Origin of the sequence: Primorskyibacter marinus (genome assembly GCF_003313245.1) — a bacterium.
GTDB lineage: Bacteria > Pseudomonadota > Alphaproteobacteria > Rhodobacterales > Rhodobacteraceae > Primorskyibacter > Primorskyibacter marinus.
The window spans coordinates 2,501-7,126 of sequence record NZ_QJSD01000043.1; the positions used below are offsets into that span (position 1 = coordinate 2,501).

The 4,626-nt window shown below is 53.1% G+C and carries 1 tRNA gene, 2 rRNA genes and 1 pseudogene; all 4 read left to right on the top strand.

What is annotated here, in order from left to right:
* Positions 1–435 precede the first annotated feature (435 nt).
* Positions 436–3,267: ribosomal RNA gene (locus DMZ65_RS19155) — 23S ribosomal RNA — on the top strand.
* Between the two features lie 182 nt (positions 3,268–3,449).
* Positions 3,450–3,564 (top strand): 5S ribosomal RNA (gene rrf / locus DMZ65_RS19160).
* A gap of 77 nt (positions 3,565–3,641) precedes the next feature.
* A tRNA-Met gene (locus tag DMZ65_RS19165) sits at positions 3,642–3,718 on the top strand.
* Positions 3,719–4,323: 605 nt separating this feature from the next.
* Positions 4,324–4,626 (top strand): annotated as a pseudogene (locus DMZ65_RS19170) (transposase); the annotation flags it as partial.

Genomic DNA, 4,626 nt, shown 5'->3' on the forward strand with positions numbered 1-4,626 from the left:
CCGTCCAATCGGACGAATTGACATCGTATAGAGAGATACAAATCAACATTGCTTGATCGCCCGGAGTAGCGGGATGATCTCAGTTGGTTCTGTAGTCGCCACGTGACCGTAAGGTGACGGGGTTGCGTCCTCAAGTAGCCGCAAGGCGGTAGGACACATGAATGACTATGGAAGGCGTGAAACTGGTCTAGCCGGCCGGATGAGCGTAGCCCTTCTGAAACGAGCAAAGTTGTCCAAGTCAAGTACACTAACCAGGTTCGATCCGCACGGATTGAACCATGTCTGGCGCAAGCCAGGCGGGAAAGTATGCTTTTGTTTCAGAAGTAAAGGCCCATACGTTACCAGCGTGGGCCGCGATAGACCGCGTGTTGCCTCGTCGTGCTCAAGTAGCCGAAGGCGGTAGCACATCAAAACGGCCTGTCTTCTTCTGGATCAAATCAAGCGCGAGAAGGGCGTTTGGTGAATGCCTTGGCAGTAAGAGGCGATGAAGGACGTGATACTCTGCGATAAGTCATGGGGAGCTGAGAATAAGCTTTGATCCATGAATTTCCGAATGGGGCAACCCACCTGACAGTTTGTTATTGTTACCCTTCGGGGTGGTCAATAATGAGCTGAAACAGGTACTTATAGACTGAATACATAGGTTTATAAGAGCAAACCCGGGGAACTGAAACATCTAAGTACCCGGAGGAAAGGACATCAATAGATACTCCCCTAGTAGCGGCGAGCGAACGGGGACCAGCCGAGCCTTGAGAGTGACTAGAACATGCTGGAAAGCATGGCCATAGCGGGTGACAGCCCCGTATAGGAAGCTCGATGGGACGTATTAAGTAGGGCGGGACACGTGAAATCCTGTCTGAAGATCGGGGGACCACCCCCGAAGGCTAAGTACTCCTTACTGACCGATAGTGAACCAGTACCGTGAGGGAAAGGTGAAAAGCACCCCGACGAGGGGAGTGAAACAGTACCTGAAACCGAACGCCTACAATCAGTCGGAGCTTCCTTGCGAAGTGACGGCGTACCTTTTGTATAATGGGTCATCGACTTGGTCTATCTAGCAAGCTTAAGCCGTTAGGTGTAGGCGCAGCGAAAGCGAGTCTTAATAGGGCGCATGAGTTAGATGGATCAGACCCGAAACCGAGTGATCTAGGCATGACCAGGATGAAGGTAAGGTAACACTTACTGGAGGTCCGAACCCACACCTGTTGAAAAAGGTCGGGATGAGTTGTGCCTAGGGGTGAAAGGCCAATCAAACTCGGAGATAGCTGGTTCTCTGCGAAATCTATTTAGGTAGAGCGTCATCCGAATACCCCGGGGGGTAGAGCACTGGATGGGTAATGGGGCCCCACAGGCTTACTGATCCTAACCAAACTCCGAATACCCGGGAGTACTAGATGGCAGACACACAGCGGATGCTAACGTCCGTTGTGGAGAGGGAAACAACCCTAACCTACAGCTAAGGCCCCCAATTCATGGCTAAGTGGGAAAGCAGGTGGGACGACCAAAACAACCAGGAGGTTGGCTTAGAAGCAGCCATCCTTTAAAGATAGCGTAACAGCTCACTGGTCTAAATAAGTTGTCCTGCGGCGAAGATGTAACGGGGCTCAAGCCATGAGCCGAAGCTTAGGATGCACATAGTGCATGGTAGCAGAGCGTAGTGTGACATAGTTCCATGTCTCCTTAGCGGGTTCGCCCGCATTGGAGACGCGGAGCTTTCTGTGAAGCCGGGGCGCGAGCCATCCGGTGGAGAGATCACTAGTGAGAATGATGACATGAGTAGCGACAAAGAGTGTGAGAGACACTCTCGCCGAAAGTCCAAGGGTTCCTGCTTAAAGCTAATCTGAGCAGGGTAAGCCGACCCCTAAGGCGAGGCCGAAAGGCGTAGTCGATGGGAACCAGGTTAATATTCCTGGGCCAGATGGAAGTGACGGATCTCGAAGATTGTTCCTCCTTATCGGATTGGAGGGGCCGTTGAGAGGTCCCAGGAAATAGCTCCATCGCTAGATCGTACCCTAAACCGACACAGGTGGACTGGTAGAGAATACCAAGGCGCTTGAGAGAACTATGTTGAAGGAACTCGGCAAAATACCTCCGTAAGTTCGCGAGAAGGAGGCCCGGTTCCTAGGCAACTAGGGGCTGGGGGCACAAACCAGGGGGTGGCGACTGTTTACTAAAAACACAGGGCTCTGCGAAGTCGCAAGACGACGTATAGGGTCTGACGCCTGCCCGGTGCCTGAAGGTTAAAAGGAGATGTGAGAGCGTTGAATTGAAGCCCAGGTAAACGGCGGCCGTAACTATAACGGTCCTAAGGTAGCGAAATTCCTTGTCGGGTAAGTTCCGACCTGCACGAATGGCGTAACGACTTCCCCGCTGTCTCCAACATAGACTCAGCGAAATTGAATTGCCTGTCAAGATGCAGGCTTCCCGCGGTTAGACGGAAAGACCCCGTGCACCTTTACTACAGCTTCACACTGGCATTAGGCCGAACATGTGCAGAATAGGTGGTAGACTTTGAAGCAGGAACGCCAGTTTCTGTGGAGTCACCTTTGAGATACCACCCTTGTTCTGCTTGATGTCTAACCGCGGTCCGTTATCCGGATCCGGGACCCTGTGTGGCGGGTAGTTTGACTGGGGCGGTCGCCTCCTAAAGAGTAACGGAGGCGCGCGAAGGTTGGCTCAGAGCGGTCGGAAATCGCTCGTTGAGTGCAATGGCAGAAGCCAGCCTGACTGCGAGACTGACAAGTCGAGCAGAGTCGAAAGACGGCCATAGTGATCCGGTGGTCCCAAGTGGGAGGGCCATCGCTCAACGGATAAAAGGTACGCCGGGGATAACAGGCTGATACTGCCCAAGAGTCCATATCGACGGCAGTGTTTGGCACCTCGATGTCGGCTCATCTCATCCTGGGGCTGGAGCAGGTCCCAAGGGTACGGCTGTTCGCCGTTTAAAGAGGTACGTGAGCTGGGTTTAGAACGTCGTGAGACAGTTCGGTCCCTATCTGCCGTGGGTGTAGGATACTTGAGAGGAGTTGCCCCTAGTACGAGAGGACCGGGGTGAACGATCCACTGGTGTACCAGTTGTTCCGCCAGGAGCAGTGCTGGGTAGCTATGATCGGAAAGGATAACCGCTGAAGGCATCTAAGCGGGAAGCCCCCCTCAAAACAAGGTATCCCTGAGGGCCGAGGTAGACCACCTCGTCGATAGGCCGGAGATGTAAGCGCAGCAATGCGTTCAGTTGACCGGTACTAATTGCCCGATAGGCTTGATTTGATCCAGTAGAAGCCAGGCAAAACCAGCTTCAACGGATCGAAAGCATACACATCAAACGTGTACAGAACTTGGACAATGTTGATTTGATTCCGCCCGAATGGATGGGTGTGGGGACGCGTTATCGCTTTGCAAAACGCTGCCACCCACCGACATTCCTGCGGAACGTTCTGGTTCTTTCTCGGTTTGGTGGCCATAGCACGAGCAAAACACCCGGCTCCATTCCGAACCCGGCCGTTAAGTGCCGTCGCGCCAATGGTACTGCGTCTCAAGACGTGGGAGAGTAGGTCGCCGCCAAACCTAGAAAGAACCAGGCAAACAACATATCTCTCAATACGATCGCGTGTCAGAACAAACAACTGACCGCAACAGATTGGCGCGGGATGGAGCAGCCCGGTAGCTCGTCAGGCTCATAACCTGAAGGTCGTAGGTTCAAATCCTACTCCCGCAACCATAAATTACAATATCAAATGCTTAAAGCCCCGCAGTCGCGGGGCCTTTTGCGATGGGAAATACGCACTGGAAGCACTGTGGAAGCAACCGGGAGCGTTTCGTGGGTGTGGTATAAAGACAACGGGCAGAAAATCTGTAGCCGGAACCAAAAGCCGGAACCAAATCTCTCTGTTTTCTGCTTGCGGTCAGCCGTCTCGTAACGCGTTCTGGAGATGCAGGCCCCAGATTGATACCTGAGCGCAAGCGGCCCATTGCTGCCATTTACTCGATGATCGGCATGCTGCGGCACGGCCCGTCAGACCGGACATTCGACACGAGTATAATTTCTTTGTGGTGCGAGCTCATGATGCAGGCACTTAGAAAAAAGGTTACCGGCGTGACTTCGGCACCTAATTTAGCTGGAAGGACGTCGCCCAGCACCATATCTTGCAAGCATGAGCTCAAGCTTTTACCTGCCACGTACACTCCTAGACGACAACCAAACCTACAGTGAAGCTCAGCTTCTTGCAGGCCCGCGCTTTATTGTTGTTTTAGCGGAACCGGGCGCTGAATAGCCCCTAGTATTGTAGACGCTTTTTTCCCTAATTTTGAGGCAAGGAGGCCATAATGGGGAAGCCAAATTTCAGTGGGGATTTCAAGCGCGACGCAGTGCATCAGATCACGGTATGTGGATATCCAGTTCGTGAGGTTTCAGAGCGCTTAGGCGTCAGCACCCACTCGCTTTACAAATGGATGAAGTTGTACGCAACGGCCGCGTCACATGCGTCATCTGTGGACCATGAAGCTGAGAACCGCCGGCTCAAGCGTGAGCTGGCGCGGGTGACGGAGGAGCGCGATATATTAAAAAAGGCAGCCGCGTACTTCGCCAAGGATGCAAAATGAAGTACGCGTTCGTCGCCGAGCATCGCT